We start from the raw sequence: 15,569 nt of genomic DNA, 5'->3' as shown, positions 1-15,569 counted from the left end.
GAAACGACAGCGCATCATTCAAATCGGCGTTGTCGTCATCGTATCAATCTTTTTGCTCAGCACGGTGCTCTCGAGCATGGCCATGTTCTTTTAACAGCAGAATGTAGCGCTCTTTTAAAATCAAGTAGCTCTTCACATCCGACAAGATATTGAGCAACGACGAACGTACCTCGAATTCCTCACGTGACGTGGGGAGGGGTACGTTTTTTCGGTAGTGGTCGATCGTCGCATCGAGCTCACGGAGGAACGCCGACGCGTCGGCCCGCTCATTCACATTGTCCCCGACAAGGCGGAGGAACGTCGCGACCGGTTTTGCCTCATCGACGACGAGCGTGATTTCACGGGCGTTGTCGACGATTCGTTTCAAGATGTCATACTGGCGCTCGCGCATCCGGAAGTAGAGGTAATCCATATCCTCGTTCCGTTTCCCGATCGAATTCCCCATCCGGCGAAGCGCGAGGTCTTTTCCTTGCTTCAAATAATCGCGCGTCTTCAAGAGCATCATGGCGTGGTCGTTATAGATACCTGTCTCGACACAAGCCGCGATGTCATAAAAATACACGGCGAGCGCCCGGTCGATATTGTCTTTAACGCGTTCAATCTCCCGGTCGAGTGCCGGCATGTACATGTTGACGATGAGCCCGACACCGACACCGATCGCAATCAACAGTAATTCGTTCATGAACAACTCGATCGTGAATCGACCTTCTGTGTACAGATGCGTCAAGATGACGACACTCGTGATCATCCCGTCCTGCAGTTTGAGCTGTTGTACGAGCGGGATAAACATGACAAAATATAACGTAAGCGTGGCCGGTGAGTAGCCGAGGAGCGTGAACATGAGCGCACCCATGCCGATGGCGATCAAACTCGCCATGACCCGTTCATACGAGGCACGGAAGGATTTCTTCCTCGTCTCTTGAATACTGAGAATGGCGATGATGGCTGCGAACACATAGTAATCCAAATGAATCGTCTCAGCGATGAGCATCGCGATCCCGGCGGCGACGGCCGTCTTCAGCGTACGTGACCCGATTTTCATCGAACCCCCCCCTTTCTCATACAAAATTGTTCACTAGTTTCGCGTGTTTGGCAATCCTTATGTTTGGAAGTGATGGAACATGAAGACAAAACAGAAAAAAATCCTCCCTTCCCTCGTCATCCTCGGTATCGCCGTCATTGGGTTTCTTTGGCTCGAGGGACGCTCCGTCGGCACGTATACGGTCAAGACGTACGTCGACGGCACGACCGAGACGCGTCAGTTCGAGTCGCTCGATGAGGCAAGAGCCTATATGGAACAAGGCGAACAGCGCGCCCTCGTCGGACCCGATGGTGACGTCATCGACTTCACCGGCTCCGGTATCGCCGTGACGCCGACGGACGAAGTCACTTACCTCTTTAAAGACGCCGCCTTGTCCGAGCGGCAGTCGTACGTGGCCGGAGGTACTCGATTGCGATTGCTTGAGCGTGGGAACGACCATTTGAAGGTGCGCATCTCAGGCGCGGACGTCTATGTGCCGCTCGCGAACATGACGCTCTATCCGGACGCACTCGTCGAGCGACGCGGATTCTATGAAGTCCGTGACGGCGACGTGTATCACACCGTCGAGGCGAACGACTTTTTGGCCGGCACGTTTCTCGTCGGACCGGCCGGCGGGGCGGCGCCGGATCGCTATTATACGGAGAACGTTCGCGACGTGTTTGCCTCGCCGTATCAATTCGCCTCAATCGAGACACCTGCCCCATACGGAGCGGCTGAACTAGACCGTTTTCTCGAGACGCTCGCTGACTCTCCGCTCAAAGGAAAAGGTGCCGCCTTCAAGGACGCAGAAGCGAAACATGGCATCAACGCCGTGTTCCTCCTCGCCGTTGCCGGGCACGAGTCGAGTTATGGCACGTCCGCCATCGCCCGCGATAAGAACAACTTGTTCGGCTTCAAGGCGACCGATGACGACCCGAGCGGGAACGCGGCGGCGTTCGAGACGGTCGAGGCGAGCATCGATGCGGCGTCACGATTGTTCGCCGAGAAGTATGTGACCGGGGCGTATGCGCGTGGCCCGTACCCAGGGAACAAACAAACAGGCATCAACATCTATTACGCTTCAGACCCGTACTGGGGTGAGAAAGTTGCCGGCACGATGTATCGGATCGACCGTGCCCTAGGCTCTGCATATTATGAACGAATCAAGTGATGGTGCACACCATCACTTTTTTCATTGCAGGAATTTCCCCGTCACATCAAGAATAAAGAAATGAACGACCATTCATTTTTAAAGGGGGAATATGTATGAAAACGATTTGGATTACAGGTGGGTCGTCCGGTATGGGGAAAGCGATGGCGCTCAAGTTCAAACAAGAAGGCTGGAACGTGGCCATCAGCGGCCGAAACGCAGAACGGCTCGATGAGGCGATGGCCGAGCTGAACGCGATCGACACTGGACAGGCGTTGGCCGTCCAGCACGACGTCCGCGACTATGATGGATGCAAGCAGGCACTTGAACGCATCATCGACTCCTACGGACCGGTGCATGCGCTCGTGAACAACGCCGCCGGTAACTTCGTTTGTCCGACGCTCGACTTGACGCCGAACGGTTGGACGAGCGTCATCGACATCGTCTTAAACGGCACGTTCAACTGCACGCATGCGCTCGGAAAACATTGGGAAGCTGAACAGATACGCGACGGCTCAATCATCAACATGGTCGCCTCCTACGCCTGGCAGGCCGGGGCCGGTGTCGCACCGAGCGCCGCCGCGAAAGCCGGTGTCCTCAATTTGACGCGGACGCTCGCGGTGGAATGGGGCTATCAGTTCGGCGCGCGCATTAACGCGATTAGCCCGGGACCGATTGAACGGACGGGCGGCGCCGATAAACTCGCGGTCCACGTAAAGGAAGTAGAACGCATCCGACGGAACGTCCCGCTCGGCCGCTTCGGCACACCTGAAGAGATTGCCGACTTGGCGTTTTGGATGACGTCGGATGAGATGCGTTATTTGAACGGGGAATGCATCTCGCTCGATGGCGGTCACTGGCTCAATAAACATCCATTCTAACAATAAATGGCCGAGGAGCTCCTCGGCCATTTCATATGTCGCTTCTGTTCCATTCCGCCTCGAACCGTTCCAAAAATGTCAGGAGGAACGTATGGCGTGCACGCGCGATTCGTTTCGCTTCCTCCGTATGCATGCCGTCAAGAAGCCGAAGCAATTTCTCATGGAAATGTGAGATTGCGCTCGATTCTCCATATAACGCGGTGCCGCTCGCACCGGCGTATTGAAACGTCCGGGCGATGCCGATCGCCCCCATCGCATCGAGCCGATCGGCGTCTTGGATGATTGCCGCTTCCAGCGAGGACGGCGCCGAACCTTTTGAGTATGACGTCTCCGAAATGACATCCAAGACGTGTTGGCGCAACGCGTCTGACACGTCGAGTGAATCCAGATGACGCTTCACGAGTCCCGCTTCCCGACCGAGCTTACGGTCTTCGACGTCATGCAAGAGAGCCGCAAGCGTCACGACGAGTCGGTTGACCGCTAGTCCGTCAGAGAGCACTTCGGCCAGTCGCCTCACCCGTTCGAGGTGGGCGACGTCGTGTCCGGTATGATCGTTTCCGTGAAGTTCCGCGACGAAGCGTTCCGTCGCGTCAATCACCTCGTTCGATTGCATCAAATCTCAATCGTCGCGTTCAGTTCAATCAAGAGACCGCGTTGATGCAACTGGTCACAGAATGCCCGGGCATCTTGTTTGATTGGCGGGAACGTGTCGAAATGAATCGGGACGACCCGTTTGGCTTGTAGCCAATGCGCCGCGTCGAGCGCGTCCGTCGGTCCCATCGTGAAGTTGTCCCCGATCGGGAGGAAGGCGACATCGATTTCAAACCGCTCCCCGTACAGCTTCATGTCGGAGAACAGGGCCGTGTCACCTGCATGATAGACGGTCAAGCTGTTCGTCTCGATGATGAAGCCCCCTGGCATGCCCATGTAAACCGGGGTGTCGCCCATGTCGAGGCTGGAGCTGTGAAACGCTTGCGTCATCGTCACACGGCCGAACGGAAAGGCGTTGCCACCGCCGATGTTCATCCCGTGGACCGAGAAGCCTTTCTTCTCATAATACGTGGCGAGCTCGTGGGTCGCGACGATTGTCGCCCCGGTCTTGTTTGCAATCAATTCCACGTCCTCGATGTGATCGAAATGGGCGTGGGTGAGCAAGATATAGTCAGCCGGTACGGTCGCTGGATCGACGTCCGTGTGCGGGTTGCTCGTCAAGAACGGGTCGATGAGGACATTCACCCCATCGATATTCAATAACACGGTCGCATGGCCATAATACGTGATCTTCATCATGATTCCTCCCTTAACTGGTGTCAGCTAGAACGGTTCACTTACAAGACTTTCTCTAAGAAACGCTTCGCCCGGTCGGTCTGCGGGTTGAGGAGCAGGTCCGCGGGTTTACCTTCCTCCATCAAAATCCCTTCATCGAGAAAGAGGACACGGTCCGCGACTTCACGTGCGAAGCCCATCTCGTGTGTGACGACGACCATCGTCATTCCCGTCTCGGCGAGTCCTTTCATGACGTCGAGTACTTCGTTGACCATCTCTGGGTCAAGAGCAGACGTCGGCTCATCGAACAACATGACGTTCGGTTCCATCGCGAGTGCACGGGCGATGGCGACCCGTTGTTTTTGACCACCGGACAGTTGGCTCGGATAAGCGTTTATTTTTTCAGATAAACCGACCCGCTCGAGCAACTTCTTCGCCCGTTCGACCGCCTCGGCCTTGCTCACCTTCAAGACGTTGATTGGCGCATACGTCAAGTTGTCGAGCACGCTCATGTGTGGGAACAAGTTGAACTGTTGAAACACCATGCCGATGTTTTGACGTGCCTTAGCGACGTTGGCCCCTTTTTTCGTCAATTCGAACCCATCGACAACGACCGTCCCGGACGTCGGGACCTCTAACATGTTGAGGCAACGAAGGAACGTCGACTTCCCTGAACCGGAAGGGCCGATGACGGCGACGACCTCGCCACGCTCAATCGTCGTCGTGATGCCTTTCAATACTTCTAACTCACCAAACTGTTTGTATAAATCGTTAACTTGAATCATCTGCCATCACTCTTTCTAAGCCGTTTTTCAAGGCGCTGACCGAGATACGTCAACACCATCACTATCGTAAAGTATATCACACCAGCGAACAGAAGCGGTTCGAAGTAGATCGCCTTTTGCCCACCGACGATTTGGGCGCGACGCATGATGTCGAGCACTCCGACTGTCGAGACGAGCGCCGATTCTTTTGTGAGTGTAATCATCTCATTGACGAGCGCCGGTAGGATATTCTTGAACGCCTGCGGCAAAATGATTGACCGAAGCTGTTTGACATAAGGTACGCCGAGTGCGTCAGACGCTTCCCATTGCCCTTTATCGACGGCTTGAATCCCGGCTCGGATAATCTCCGAGATATAGGCCGCCGAGTTGAGCGAGAAGGCGATGACGGCCGATTGATACGGTGTCGTGATGAAGCCTGTCAACTGCGGGAGACCGAAGTGGATGATCGCCAGTTGTAAAATGAGTGGCGTCCCACGGAACACGGCCGTATACGCATGTCCGATGAAATTGACGAACCGGTTCGGGATAATCTTAAACGTAGCGATCACGATCCCGAGTGTGATTCCGAACAGTGCAGAGACGAGCACGACTTGGAACATGACCGGAATCCCTTCTAAAATGTAAGGGATTGAATCATAAATCCGACTAAAATCCATTGTGAGTTCCTCCTAAAAAAGGCTGACCGATATTCCAGTCAGCCTCGTACATGAATTATTCCGCTGGTGCGGCTTCTTCTTCAAACCATTTTTGAGCCAACTTCTCGATTTCTCCGCTCTCAATCAACTTATTCAACTCTTCATTGAACTGATTGCGCAGTTCATCGTCTTTGCGGAATGCCGCGGCCGATCCCGCTTCTTCTTCGTCAACGATTTCAAACGTCGACAGTTCGCTGTCTTGATCTAAGTATTTCTTCGCGACCGTGTCCTCGATGACCATCGCATCGATGCGGCCCGTCTTGATTTCTTGAATGATTTCCGGAATCTTGTTCAACGAGACGATTTCCGCCCCCGGGATTTGGTCTTTGGCGATGCCTTCTTGAATCGACCCGAGCTGGACGCCGACTTGTTTGCCGTCTAAGTCTTCAAGCGACTGAATGGCATCTCCTTTTGACAAGATCAAGTTCTTCGCTGTGAAGTAAATGTCTGAGAAGTCCGCGTTCTCTTTCCGTTCTTCCGTCGGTGTCATCCCCGCCATGACAAAGTCGACACGACCGGCGTTGAGCGCTCCGAGGAGGCTGCCGAAGTCCATATCTTCAATCTTTAGTTCATACCCCATGTTTTCAGCGACTTGTTTGGCGATGTCGATATCGAATCCGACAATCTCGTCCCCGTTCGCCGTGTCGACGAACTCGTACGGGAAGTAGTCTGCGCTCGTACCCATGACGAGCACTTTATCCTCGTCGCCTCCAGAAGAAGAGCCTCCCTCGTTGACGTCGGCGCCACAGGCGACCGAGAAAGCCGCGAGGCTTGCGATACATAATGCTAGAAAACCTTTTTTCATGATCATCGTTCCCTTCTCCATTGAAATGAAATAATCAGAACATTAACAAAATTATGACATATATGTGAATATGCCTCAATCGTTCTTTGACTCTTCATATGTCTGACTTGTCCTTCAACCACTATATACACATAATTATAACTTGTAAAGCATATTCATGCATAAACGACAAAAAAATACGGTCACATTCGCTCGTAAGCAAAATAAGTGACCGTACCGTTGTCTCGCGAGCCATACGGTTGGACGCGTTTGACCGAGGTGATTGGAATCGCACTGTAGACGTGCGGATAGCGTTCGCCGTCTTCATCCATCTCGTAATGCAACAAGCTCCCCAAACGCCCGACATGGAACGAGACGAGGACGACCCGCTCATTCGGGTAATAACGGCGCACATATTGCCCGATCTGCTGCGGGGTACAACAGCGGACGTATCCTTCCGATTGAAGCATCGGTTCATTGATTTCACCGCGTGATAACGCAATCGTATACTCGGCTTCGCTCATAATCTTAACGACTGGTTCCATCGAATCGGTTCCTTTCTTAGCGAAAAGCGCAAAGGCGGTGCCTCTGCGCTTGTCCGTTATGCGTAATAAATATCGAACAACGTTTGAAGTTGGTCGACGAGTTCTTCCGCTGTCGACGACTCGATCGTGCTGCGTTCGACCATCGTGACGATGTTGCCGTCCTCAAGCAACGCGATTGAAGGTGATGACGGAGCATATCCTTCAAAATACTCGCGAGCCCGATCCGTCGCTTCACGGTCTTGACCAGCAAAGACGGTCACGAAGTGATCCGGTTTCGTCCCTTCCATCTTGTTGACATAAGCCGCCGCCGGACGGGCAATCCCACCGGCACAACCACATACCGAGTTGACGAGGACGAGCGTCTTCCCTTCTTTTTTGAGGGCGGCATCGACTTCCTCTGTTGTCGTTAATTCTGTATATCCTGCGGTGCGAACCTCATTTCGTGCCTGTTCGACTACATCTTGGAAGTATAATTGAAAATCCATATCGTTTCCCCTTTCTGGCATCTGTTCTTTCTCATTTTACGTCTTCTTCGGCCGGGAAAACAAGTCTATCGCTCAATTCTCGTTCGAGGAACGGGTCAGCCCCGAGCAGCGATTTGAACGCCATATAACGGGCCCGCTCTTCTGCCGACGCCTCCCGGTTTGTCAAAAATGCCCGAATCAGGATATTCTTCGGTGTATGTTCCATATCGATGAATTCGAGCAGCTGTGCCTCATACCCGACAAAGCCGAGCAACTCGGCGCGAATCGAGTCGGTCGCGAGTGAGGCGAACCGTTCTTTGATCAGCCCGTGCTGAAGCATCACGTCTAACGGCTTTGCATCGAGCTGACGGTTCAACTCTTTCTGGCAGCACGGGACGCTCAAGATGACTTTCGCCCCCCACCGGACGGCCCGTGCGAGCGCCATGTCCGTCGCGACGTCGCAAGCATGGAGCGTCACGACCATGTCGACCGCGGATTCGCCCTCATACTCGTTGATGTCCCCGACAAGGAACTCGAGCCGCTCGTATCCTAAATCACGGGCAATCCCGGCACACTCCTCGATGACTTCTTTCTTCAAGTCGAGGCCCGTGATGTGAACGTCATACCCTTTCATTTCATGAAGGAAATGGTAAAGGGCGAACGTCAAATACGATTTGCCTGAGCCGAAATCGAGAATGCGAATCGTCCGGTCCGTCGGCAAATGTTTAATCGAGTCCTCAATGAATTCGAGGAAACGATTGATTTGCTTGAACTTATCATACTTTTGTCGTTTCACGTTCCCGTCTTCTGACTGCACGCCGAGGCGGATGAGGAAAGGTACCGGCTCATGTAACGGCAACACGTACTGTTTTTCGCGGTTATGGGTCAACTGGACTTGTTTTGCCGTCGTCTGACGCTCTTTGAACGTCACTTTGAACTTCTTAGACAATTGGAATTGAACATCAGAGGACTTCAATTGGAACTGTCCTTGGCGGAACGAATCGAGCAGCGCAACGAGTTCTTGCATCGCTTCATCCCGCTGTAAATTTTTATGTTTCATCACCCGCTCATATTGGTACTCAAACTGTATATGATATGTCTCTTTCAACAAGACCGGCTTCAGTTTGACGCGTCGCAAGTCGCTCGATTTCGACCGAGGCTGACTGATCGTCGCCGTGACCAGCTCTTCGCGATCGATTGCCGTCTTCAGGCGGTCCACTAATTGTGCGTATTCCACTTCAATCATTCCTTTTTGATTAGTTTCGGAACTTTTCAATTCGTTCATCCGTACATACTATTACACGAAGCCGTGCAAACGTCAAAGGAGGAAGTACCATGTTCAAAAAACTGCTTTCATCAATCGGGGTCGGCGCCGCGACCGTCGACACGCGCCTCGCCGACAGCAACTGTCAGCCAGGCGGTCAGCTTAACGGAGTCGTCCATGTGAAAGGCGGGAACGTCGAACAGTTGGTCGACCGCATCTATATCTTCTTCAATACGCTGTATAAGCACGAGGTGAACGATAAACCGACGTACTCGACGTTCACGATTGAGAAGGTGTCGTTGAACGAGGCGCCGTTTTTAATCGGCCCGAACGAAGTGAAAGAGATTCCGTTCACGATACACGTCCCGTATAATACGCCGTTATCCGTCAGCCAATCCAAATCATGGATCGAGACCGGACTCGACATCGCGCAAGCCGTCGACCCGAAAGACGAGGACGCCATCGTCGTCAAACCGAACCGTGCGCAACAAACCGTCCTCGACGCCATCGACGCCATCGGCTTCCGCTTGAAGAAGGCCGACACGGAGATGTTGCCGGCCCGTCACCGTTCCGGCCGCCTGCCGATCGCCCAAGAGCTCGAATATTCCCCGAACGGGACTCGTTTTGGACGTAAGCTCGATGAACTTGAAGTCGTCCTGTTGCAAGACGAGACGTCACTCGACGTATTGATTCAAGTCGACAAGAGCGTACACAATTTAGGAAGCCTGTTCGCCGACTTGACAGGAACGGACGAGTCGACGCATCGCCTCAGCTACGACGTCAGCGACCTGACAAGTGGACGGATTCAACAAGATGTGGAACGGTTGATTGAACGTTCGCTGTAAAAAAAAGAGATGTGTCCGATGTCACGCTGACAAAGGACCATCTCTTTTTTCATTAATAAACGCTAGACGTGTTCGGGTCAATCGACTCGAGTGACTGTTTCATCGCCTGTAAGAACTGACCAGCGACGAGGCCATCGAGCACGCGGTGGTCGACCGACATACATAAGTTGACGATGTCGCGGGCCGCGAACATACCGTTCACCCAGACCGGACGTTTCACGATCGACTCGACCGAGAGGATGGCCGCTTGCGGGTAGTTCAAAATCGGTGCCGATTGAATGGAACCGAACGCCCCCGTGTTGTTGATCGTGAACGTGCCGCCTCGCATCTCGTTCGCACTCAGGCGGTTCGCGCGAGCACGCGACGCGACGTCTTGTAAGGCGACGGCGAGCCCTTTGATGTTCTTTTCGTCCGCGTGTTTGATCACCGGGACGTATAACGCATCATTTGCCGCCACGGCGACCGATAAATGGATGTCTTTATGCACTTTGATGTGATCGCCTGCCCATTCCGAGTTCATCATCGGATACTTCTTGAGCGCTTCGACGGCCGCCTTCATGAAGAACGGCATGAACGTCAACTTGACGCCCTCTTGTTTAAAGAATTCATCTTTCAATTTGGCGCGCGCTTCCACGAGATTTGTCACATCGACTTCAATCATGAGCCACGCATGCGGGGCCTCGTGTTTCGAGCGGACCATGTTGGTGGCGATCGCTTGGCGAACGCCCGCTGTCGGAATCATCTCGACCCGATCAGATGACGTTTCCGGTGCAGGTGCTGGCGCAGGCGGCGCTTCTTTGACCGCTTCGGCTTCAGTCGGCACATCAAGCTTTTGTTGAACCATCGTCTCTTGTAGCGGCGCTTGGGTGGCCCCTGACTTCGCAGGACGTCCTTCCGATAAGTAACGGAGCACGTCTTTCCGTGTGATCCGTCCTCCGAGTCCTGATCCATCGAGCTCATTCAAATCGATGTCGTTCTCGTTCGCCAAGCGGATGACGGCCGGAGAGAAGCGGCCGTTCCCGCTCGGTTTGCGCGCCGACGAGGCCGTCACGGCTTCGGCACGTCCCTCTGTAACCGAAGTTTCCACGACCGCTTCTTTTGTTGATGCTTCTTGAACCGGTTCTTCTTGCACGGCAGCTTCGACTTCCATGACGAGGACGGGCGTGCCGACTGCGACAGTATCCCCTTCGCCGATGAGGATTTCTTTGATGACACCGGCACTCGTCGCTGGAATCTCGGCCGTTACTTTATCCGTCATGACTTCCGCTAGTGGTTCATATTCATCGACACGGTCCCCTGGTTTGACGAGAAACGTCGTAATCGTTCCTTCGGTCACACTTTCACCGAGCTGTGGCATTTTAATCGTCTGTTCCATAATAGCCCTCCTTAAAACGCAGCGAGCTGACGGGCCCGCTCCGCAATTTTTTCAGGCGAGACGATGAAGAATTTCTCCATCGGCGGGGCGTATGGCATCGCCGGAACGTCCGGACCAGCCAACCGCTCAATCGGTGCGTCGAGCTCGAACAGCGCCTTCTCGGCAATGATGGCTGCGACTTCGCCGATGATGCTTCCTTCTTTGTTGTCTTCCGTGACGAGGAGCACTTTCCCCGTCTTCTTGACGGCTTCGATAATCCCGGCCTGATCGAGCGGATAGACGGTCCGAAGGTCGAGGATATGTGCGCTAATCCCTTCAGACTCGAGCGCCTTCGCCGCTTCTTGTGCCATGTGGACACAGAGGCCATACGTGATGATGGTGATGTCGTCACCTTCACGTTTGACGGCCGCTTTACCGATTTCGACCGTATAGTCTTCAGACGGCAAATCAGCTTTTAAAAGTCGGTACGCCCGTTTGTGCTCGAAGAAGAGGACCGGGTCATTCGAACGAATCGCCGCTTTTAGCAACCCTTTCGCATCAACCGGGTCAGACGGGATGACGACTTTGAGTCCTGGCGTCGAGTTGAACATGCCTTCGACGGACTGCGAGTGATAGAGGGCACCGTGAATGCCGCCGCCGAACGGAGCTCGGATGACCATCGGGCAAGTCCAATCGTTGTTTGAACGGTATCGGATTTTCGCCGCTTCCGAGACGATTTGGTTCACCGCCGGCATGATGAAGTCCGCGAACTGCATCTCGGCGATCGGACGCATCCCATACATGGCCGCCCCGATGCCGACGCCCGCAATCGCACTCTCGGCAAGCGGAGCATCGATGACGCGGTCTTCACCGTACTTTTCAATCAATCCTTGCGTCGCCCGGAACACACCGCCGCGGACCCCGACGTCTTCGCCGAGGACGAAGACGTTCTCATCACGCTCCATCTCTTCATGAATCGCTTCATTGATTGCTTCAATAAACGTTTTCATCAGTTATCCCCCTCGTACACGTGATCCATCGTCGATTCCGGTGATGCATACGGTGCTTTGTCCGCATACGCCGTCGCCTCGTTCACTTCCGTATCGACGTTCGATTCGATGGACGCGAGCTCTTCTTCAGTCGCGATACCATCTTCAATCAAACGGGCGCGGAACAGCTGGTTTCCGTCCCGATGCTTCAGGTCGGCCAACTCTTCGACCGAACGATACGCCTTGTCATCGTCATCGGACGAGTGCGGGACGAGACGTTCGACTTCGGCTTCGATGAGCGTCGGTCCTTCACCGCGCAGGGCACGTGCACGTGCTTCCTTCACCGCCGCGTACACCGCGATCGGGTCGGTCCCGTCAACCGTCACGCCCGGCATCCCGTAACCTTTCGCCCGGTCCGAGACACGCTCACAGGCGAGCTGTTTCGACAAAGGTACCGAAATGGCATACTTGTTGTTCTCACAGAACAGAATGACCGGCAATTTATGGACGCCGGCGAAGTTCGCACCTTCATGGAAGTCGCCTTGGTTCGACGAGCCTTCCCCGAACGAGACGAACGTCACGAGTTCTTCTTTTTTCAGTTTCGCTGCAAGCGCGACGCCGACCGCGTGGGGGACTTGCGTCGTGACCGGTGACGATCCCGTCACGATCCGATGTTGTTTCGAGCCGAAGTGACCCGGCATTTGACGCCCGCCCGAGTTTGGGTCTTCCGCTTTCGCGAACGCCGACAGCATCAGGTCTTGTGCCGTTTGCCCAAAATGCAGGACGACCGCGACATCGCGGTAATACGGCAAAATATAGTCAGTCCCTTTCTCGAGTGCGAACGCCGCACCGACTTGGGCCGCCTCTTGCCCTTGACATGAGACGACGAACGGGATTTTCCCGGCACGATTCAACTTCCACATCCGCTCATCGATTTTACGTGCTCGGACCATCGTCTCGAACATCGCAACCAAATCTTGTTTCGAGAGGCCGAGTTCTTCATATGAATTCACTGTCATTTGTTCCATTTTCGTTTCCTCCTTAGGCGTGAATCGGTAAGCCGTCTACGGCAAGTGCCGCTTCCTGGAAAGCCTCGCTCAATGCCGGGTGTGGATGGACGAGCTGGCCCATCTCCCATGCCGTCGCGTTCAAGACAAGGGCAAGACCGCCTTCCGTGATCAATTCGGTCGCTTTCGGTCCGACGATATGGACTCCGAGCAAATCATCCGTCTCTTCATCCGAGACGAGCTTTACGAAGCCGTCCGCCTGCCCTTCGATTCGCGCCTTACCGAGTCCGTTGAAGCGATATGTGCCCGTCTTGACGTTGCGACCTGACGCTTTCGCCGCCTCTTCGGTCAAACCGACCGATGCGACTTCAGGAACGCCGTAGACGCAACGTGGAATCAAGTCATAGTCGAGCGGCGTCGGCTCGTGACCGAGGATGGTCTCGACGGCTTTGACACCTTCAGCCGAGGCGACGTGAGCGAGCTGTAATTTACCGATACAGTCACCGATGGCAAAGATATGTCGTTCTTTCGTCCGATATTGCGCATCGACTTGGATGACGCCGTTCTCGACGACGATTGACGTGTTCTGTAATCCGAGGTGTTCCGTGTTCGCGACGCGCCCGACAGAGACGAGCACACGGTCGACAGCGAGCGTCTCTTCTCCGACGACCAACTTGACACCGTCCGTTTTGACCGTCGTCTGTTCCGGGTCGACCGTCACGTTCTTCTTCACGCGGACACCGCGTTTTTTGAGCAACCGTTCGACTTCACGCGAAACGGCTTTATCTTCGAGTGGGAGCAGACGCTCTCCGACTTCGATCAACGTCACGTCAACATCGAGGTCGACAAGCATCGATGCCCATTCGACCCCGATGACGCCACCACCGACGATTGCGATTGAGCTCGGGAGCTGTTCAAAACGAAGCAAGTCGTCCGAGTTCAAAATGCGTTCGTGGTCAAACGGCAGACCTGGAAGTTCACGTGGAATCGATCCCGTCGCGATAATCAGTTGATTCGGTAAGATGAGTTCAGACTCACCCGTCTCGTCCTCGACCGCGACCGTCCCCGGTTGCGGCGAAAAGATGCTCGGTCCAAGGATGGACGCCTTCCCGCGGAACACTTCAATCTTCCCTTGCTTCATCAAGTGTTCAATTCCTTTTTCAAGTCCTGCGACCAAGTCATGCTTGAACGCCTGAGCCCGCTCGAGGTTGAACGTGACCGTCCCGGTCTCGACGCCATACGCCGCCCCGTGTTTCGCGGTCTGATAGACGTGGGCGGCTTTCAACAACGCTTTCGTCGGGATGCATCCTCTATGTAGGCATGTCCCCCCGAGTTTTGACGCTTCCACGATTGCCACTTTTTTCCCGGCCTGGGCCGCCTTGATGGCAGCCACATATCCGCCCGGCCCGCCGCCGATGACGACGACTTCAAATTCTCGTGCCATGTGTATCCCCCTCATATTGTCGAACTGCTTCTTCTTGGCGGATGGCTCGAAGCGCGCCTTCAGCGAGCGCTTTCAGCTCATCTTCGCCCGGATAGACGTGAACGGGTGCGAGGTAACTGACCCGCTGTTTAATATAGTCGGTCAACCACTCGGAATAAGCGATTCCTCCCGTGAGGATGATCGCATCGACTTCCCCGAAGAGCGTCGCCCCATGCTTGGCAATCTCTTGGGCGACCCGATATGCCATCGTCTCGTAAAGCCGGGATGCCTGTTCGTCTCCCGTCGCCACGCGTTCCTCGATTTCAATCGCGTCATACGTGCCAAGGTGCGCATAGAGTCCACCGCGACCGACGATTTTCTGTTTCATCTCCGTTTCTTTATACCTGGTACTATAACATAGTTCTATCACCTGTCCAACAGGAATCGAGCCGGCTCGCTCTGGCGCGAGCGGTCCGTCTCCGTCGAGACCGTTATTCACATCGATGACCTGTCCCCGTGCGTGGGCCCCGACTGTGATCCCTCCCCCGAGATGGGCGATAATCAAGTTCAACGATTTGTAATCGCTTCCATTTTCTGCGGCGAATCGTTTCCCGACCGCTTTTTGGTTCAAGGCGTGAAAGATGCTGCGACGTTCGATTTCCGGAATCCCGGTCGGACGTGCCACGGGCTGGAGCTCATCGACGACGACCGGGTCGACGATAAAGCTCGGTACGTTCGAGGCGCTGCCAAGCTTATAGGCGATCAAGCCGCCTAGGTTCGAGGCGTGCATGCCGAAGCGCCCGCTCGTCAAGTCCTCCCGCATAAGGGTGTTGACTTCGTACGTACCAGACGGCATCGGCGCGAGCAAGCCGCCGCGGCCGACGATCGCAGACAACTGTTCGCCTGCGATGCCGGCCTCGGTCAAGACGGCCTGAACTTCTCGTTCCCGGTAGGGCAGTTGGTCTGGAAGTGACAATCTGGTGACGTCCTCTCCGTGTCGGACCGTTTTCGTCAATATCTCGTCTGAACCGTCGAACAAGCCGACTTTCGTCGACGTCGACCCAGGGTTGATGGCGAGGATGAGTTGACGTGCCAT

General features: G+C 54.5%; 17 protein-coding genes. 3 read left to right on the top strand and 14 right to left on the bottom strand.

The features are described 5' to 3' along the window. Positions 1 to 43: 43 nt before the first annotated feature. Positions 44 to 1,042 carry an aromatic acid exporter family protein gene (locus KB235_RS07985; protein WP_211779321.1) on the bottom strand — a complete coding sequence of 333 codons (999 nt, stop codon included), beginning with the start codon at positions 1,040 to 1,042 and terminating at the stop codon, positions 44 to 46. A 79-nt stretch (positions 1,043 to 1,121) separates the two neighbouring features. Here KB235_RS07985 and KB235_RS07980 point away from each other — a divergent pair, with 79 nt between their 5' ends. Beyond that, positions 1,122 to 2,192, top strand: coding sequence for an N-acetylglucosaminidase (locus KB235_RS07980; protein WP_034818136.1), 1,071 nt, complete (start codon positions 1,122 to 1,124; stop codon positions 2,190 to 2,192). Between the two features lie 95 nt (positions 2,193 to 2,287). Beyond that, complete coding sequence (gene fadH, locus KB235_RS07975) at positions 2,288 to 3,052, top strand: 2,4-dienoyl-CoA reductase (RefSeq protein ID WP_420842130.1); 765 nt, start codon at positions 2,288 to 2,290, stop codon at positions 3,050 to 3,052. A gap of 31 nt (positions 3,053 to 3,083) precedes the next feature. Here fadH and KB235_RS07970 read toward each other — a convergent pair whose 3' ends face one another. From KB235_RS07970 to KB235_RS07935, 8 genes are all read right to left on the bottom strand, one after another. Then, positions 3,084 to 3,665, bottom strand: a complete 582-nt coding sequence (locus KB235_RS07970; RefSeq protein ID WP_211779320.1) for an HD domain-containing protein — start codon at positions 3,663 to 3,665, stop codon at positions 3,084 to 3,086. Continuing rightward, entirely contained in the window at positions 3,665 to 4,339 is a 675-nt protein-coding gene (locus KB235_RS07965; protein WP_211779319.1) for a metal-dependent hydrolase, read from the bottom strand. Before KB235_RS07965 ends, KB235_RS07970 begins: the two co-directional genes overlap by 1 nt. 41 nt (positions 4,340 to 4,380) lie before the next feature. After that, positions 4,381 to 5,103 carry an amino acid ABC transporter ATP-binding protein gene (locus KB235_RS07960; protein ID WP_211779318.1) on the bottom strand — a complete coding sequence of 241 codons (723 nt, stop codon included), beginning with the start codon at positions 5,101 to 5,103 and terminating at the stop codon, positions 4,381 to 4,383. Then, positions 5,100 to 5,759, bottom strand: a complete 660-nt coding sequence (locus KB235_RS07955) for an amino acid ABC transporter permease (RefSeq protein WP_034805980.1) — start codon at positions 5,757 to 5,759, stop codon at positions 5,100 to 5,102. Before KB235_RS07955 ends, KB235_RS07960 begins: the two co-directional genes overlap by 4 nt. Before the next feature lie 55 nt (positions 5,760 to 5,814). Next, a complete protein-coding gene (locus KB235_RS07950) occupies positions 5,815 to 6,603 on the bottom strand; it encodes a transporter substrate-binding domain-containing protein (RefSeq protein ID WP_051622579.1) in 789 nt (262 codons plus the stop codon). Positions 6,604 to 6,785: 182 nt separating this feature from the next. After that, the gene (locus KB235_RS07945; protein WP_034805977.1) at positions 6,786 to 7,127 is read right to left on the bottom strand and encodes a DUF952 domain-containing protein; all 342 of its coding nucleotides are present in this window, start codon (positions 7,125 to 7,127) and stop codon (positions 6,786 to 6,788) included. A 56-nt stretch (positions 7,128 to 7,183) separates the two neighbouring features. After that, positions 7,184 to 7,612, bottom strand: a complete 429-nt coding sequence (locus KB235_RS07940; RefSeq protein WP_211779317.1) for a BrxA/BrxB family bacilliredoxin — start codon at positions 7,610 to 7,612, stop codon at positions 7,184 to 7,186. A 31-nt stretch (positions 7,613 to 7,643) separates the two neighbouring features. Then, positions 7,644 to 8,828, bottom strand: coding sequence for a class I SAM-dependent methyltransferase (locus KB235_RS07935; RefSeq protein WP_420842129.1), 1,185 nt, complete (start codon positions 8,826 to 8,828; stop codon positions 7,644 to 7,646). Positions 8,829 to 8,926: 98 nt separating this feature from the next. Here KB235_RS07935 and KB235_RS07930 point away from each other — a divergent pair, with 98 nt between their 5' ends. After that, on the top strand, positions 8,927 to 9,700 hold the full coding sequence (locus KB235_RS07930) for a sporulation protein (protein ID WP_211779315.1): 774 nt from the start codon (positions 8,927 to 8,929) through the stop codon (positions 9,698 to 9,700). A gap of 52 nt (positions 9,701 to 9,752) precedes the next feature. On the opposite strand, the gene KB235_RS07925 is transcribed toward KB235_RS07930, so the two are convergent. Genes KB235_RS07925 through buk form a run of 5 tightly spaced genes read right to left on the bottom strand, consistent with a single transcriptional unit; the run spans position 9,753 to position 15,569 of the window. Next, positions 9,753 to 11,075, bottom strand: coding sequence for a dihydrolipoamide acetyltransferase family protein (locus KB235_RS07925; RefSeq protein WP_034805969.1), 1,323 nt, complete (start codon positions 11,073 to 11,075; stop codon positions 9,753 to 9,755). Positions 11,076 to 11,086: 11 nt separating this feature from the next. Further along, positions 11,087 to 12,064 (bottom strand): alpha-ketoacid dehydrogenase subunit beta, encoded by a 978-nt coding sequence (locus KB235_RS07920; RefSeq protein ID WP_211779314.1) that lies wholly within the window; start codon positions 12,062 to 12,064, stop codon positions 11,087 to 11,089. Then, positions 12,064 to 13,062: a thiamine pyrophosphate-dependent dehydrogenase E1 component subunit alpha gene (locus KB235_RS07915; RefSeq protein ID WP_211780933.1), complete on the bottom strand. Its 999-nt coding sequence runs from the start codon at positions 13,060 to 13,062 to the stop codon at positions 12,064 to 12,066. Before KB235_RS07915 ends, KB235_RS07920 begins: the two co-directional genes overlap by 1 nt. 22 nt (positions 13,063 to 13,084) lie before the next feature. Then, on the bottom strand, positions 13,085 to 14,494 hold the full coding sequence (lpdA, locus tag KB235_RS07910; protein ID WP_211779313.1) for a dihydrolipoyl dehydrogenase: 1,410 nt from the start codon (positions 14,492 to 14,494) through the stop codon (positions 13,085 to 13,087). Then, positions 14,478 to 15,569 carry a butyrate kinase gene (gene buk, locus KB235_RS07905; RefSeq protein WP_211779312.1) on the bottom strand — a complete coding sequence of 364 codons (1,092 nt, stop codon included), beginning with the start codon at positions 15,567 to 15,569 and terminating at the stop codon, positions 14,478 to 14,480. The genes lpdA and buk overlap by 17 nt, the downstream gene beginning before the upstream one ends.

This window comes from Exiguobacterium alkaliphilum (assembly GCF_018138125.1).
GTDB classification, from domain to species: domain Bacteria; phylum Bacillota; class Bacilli; order Exiguobacteriales; family Exiguobacteriaceae; genus Exiguobacterium; species Exiguobacterium alkaliphilum.
The sequence above is the reverse complement of the archived record's forward strand: the minus strand, read 5'-3'. Positions and strand labels throughout refer to the sequence as shown.

What these genes read in the sequence shown, in the direction of transcription:
- KB235_RS07985 (WP_211779321.1), bottom strand. Translation starts at nt 1,042, where the DNA reads ATGAAAATCGGGTCACGTACGCTGAAGACGGCCGTCGCCGCCGGGATC.
- KB235_RS07980 (WP_034818136.1), top strand. Translation starts at nt 1,122, where the DNA reads ATGAAGACAAAACAGAAAAAAATCCTCCCTTCCCTCGTCATCCTCGGT.
- fadH (WP_420842130.1), top strand. Translation starts at nt 2,288, where the DNA reads ATGAAAACGATTTGGATTACAGGTGGGTCGTCCGGTATGGGGAAAGCG.
- KB235_RS07970 (WP_211779320.1), bottom strand. Translation starts at nt 3,665, where the DNA reads ATGCAATCGAACGAGGTGATTGACGCGACGGAACGCTTCGTCGCGGAA.
- KB235_RS07965 (WP_211779319.1), bottom strand. Translation starts at nt 4,339, where the DNA reads ATGAAGATCACGTATTATGGCCATGCGACCGTGTTATTGAATATCGAT.
- KB235_RS07960 (WP_211779318.1), bottom strand. Translation starts at nt 5,103, where the DNA reads ATGATTCAAGTTAACGATTTATACAAACAGTTTGGTGAGTTAGAAGTA.
- KB235_RS07955 (WP_034805980.1), bottom strand. Translation starts at nt 5,759, where the DNA reads ATGGATTTTAGTCGGATTTATGATTCAATCCCTTACATTTTAGAAGGG.
- KB235_RS07950 (WP_051622579.1), bottom strand. Translation starts at nt 6,603, where the DNA reads ATGAAAAAAGGTTTTCTAGCATTATGTATCGCAAGCCTCGCGGCTTTC.
- KB235_RS07945 (WP_034805977.1), bottom strand. Translation starts at nt 7,127, where the DNA reads ATGGAACCAGTCGTTAAGATTATGAGCGAAGCCGAGTATACGATTGCG.
- KB235_RS07940 (WP_211779317.1), bottom strand. Translation starts at nt 7,612, where the DNA reads ATGGATTTTCAATTATACTTCCAAGATGTAGTCGAACAGGCACGAAAT.
- KB235_RS07930 (WP_211779315.1), top strand. Translation starts at nt 8,927, where the DNA reads ATGTTCAAAAAACTGCTTTCATCAATCGGGGTCGGCGCCGCGACCGTC.
- KB235_RS07925 (WP_034805969.1), bottom strand. Translation starts at nt 11,075, where the DNA reads ATGGAACAGACGATTAAAATGCCACAGCTCGGTGAAAGTGTGACCGAA.
- KB235_RS07920 (WP_211779314.1), bottom strand. Translation starts at nt 12,064, where the DNA reads ATGAAAACGTTTATTGAAGCAATCAATGAAGCGATTCATGAAGAGATG.
- KB235_RS07915 (WP_211780933.1), bottom strand. Translation starts at nt 13,062, where the DNA reads ATGACAGTGAATTCATATGAAGAACTCGGCCTCTCGAAACAAGATTTG.
- lpdA (WP_211779313.1), bottom strand. Translation starts at nt 14,494, where the DNA reads ATGGCACGAGAATTTGAAGTCGTCGTCATCGGCGGCGGGCCGGGCGGA.
- buk (WP_211779312.1), bottom strand. Translation starts at nt 15,569, where the DNA reads ATGGCACGTCAACTCATCCTCGCCATCAACCCTGGGTCGACGTCGACG.